1 protein-coding gene is annotated in these 1,254 nt (G+C 44.7%); it reads right to left on the bottom strand.

Annotation, left to right across the window (positions count from 1 at the left end; translation table 11 throughout):
• Positions 1–54: 54 nt before the first annotated feature.
• Positions 55–1,254: ISNCY family transposase (locus EXE10_RS20980; RefSeq protein WP_130114596.1), on the bottom strand; the 1,200-nt coding region annotated here is incomplete at its 5' end.

Here is a 1,254-nt window from a genome sequence, read left to right as displayed (position 1 = left end):
TGTTATTCACCAATTAAAATGTCTATGCGATAAACCATTTAAAATGTCCTGTTTTTAACTACAAGAGTCAAGCACAGGATTTAAATTTCTTTGTTCAATAACAACTTTCTGAGCTTTACGACTCGGCATACTTTTCTTGAGACGGGAACGTTTATTCTGTTTCTCCAATTCCTCATGTTGCTGCTGGATATGGGCCAGGACCGAACCTAATCTTTTATTCTCAACCACTTCATTCTGCTGTAGTCCAGCCAGTTTATTGAAGACGCTATAGTTGATCTTCCGTCCTTCATGCATGATTGCCACAGTACCATCCGGGTACTCCAGAAATGAAATGTATTGCCCAGCAAGCTTATGATTCAGCTCTGTCGGTTCAAGCATATAAATACACTTGTCATAGGTCAGAGTCAGATTCTTGGTGACCTTACGCGGTTCCTGCCAGGTAAAAATATCATCCAGTTCAAGATCAGATTCGCTTAATGGCCGATGCAGGTTCTTTGAGTTTCGCGCACATTTGGCGAACTTCTGATTGAACTGCTCAATAAAGCAGGGTAACCATATATTGGCCTCTGCAATCGAACCGATGCCTTCCAGGCGCATCTCTTTGATCAGACGGTCCTGAAGGGTTCTGTTGGCACGTTCCACACGACCTTTGGCTTGGGGTGAGTTGGCAAAGATAATATCGATGTTCAAATTATTCAGAATCCGCCCAAATTGCGTAATCTGGCTGTCTTGCCTGGATTTCTGATTAACTCTGAATACCGAATGCTTGTCACTATAAAAGGCTAGAGGTTTGCCGTATTGTTCAATGTAGGCTCGGGTTGAAAGCATGTAGTCAAAGGTCGTTTCAGCCTCACAAAAGCGCAGATGCAACAGCTTTCCAGTGGCATCATCGATATAAACCAACAAGCAGCATTTTGCAGCTCGACCTTCAAACCAGTCATGATATGAGCCATCAATTTGGATCAGTTCACCGAAGCAATCCCGGTTATAACGTGGCTGATATGGACGCTTCAGGCGCTTGGATCGCGGAATCCACAGGTCATTGGCCGTCATCCAGCGCCGAAGCGTTTCTACCGGGATATTCAGGTCAAACATGCTGTTGAGCTTCTCATGCGCCAAGGTGGGTCCAAAGCCCAGTAAATGTTCAGCAATAATGGAAAGGCACTTTGATTTTAACAAGTCATCATGGCGACGATGGCCAGGTTGACCACGACTGGCATGTGCCATACCTGAGACACCATCTTGATTGAGCTT

It is taken from the genome of Acinetobacter sp. WCHAc060033 (genome assembly GCF_004209125.1).
GTDB classification, from domain to species: domain Bacteria; phylum Pseudomonadota; class Gammaproteobacteria; order Pseudomonadales; family Moraxellaceae; genus Acinetobacter; species Acinetobacter wuhouensis.
The sequence above is the reverse complement of the archived record's forward strand: the minus strand, read 5'-3'. Positions and strand labels throughout refer to the sequence as shown.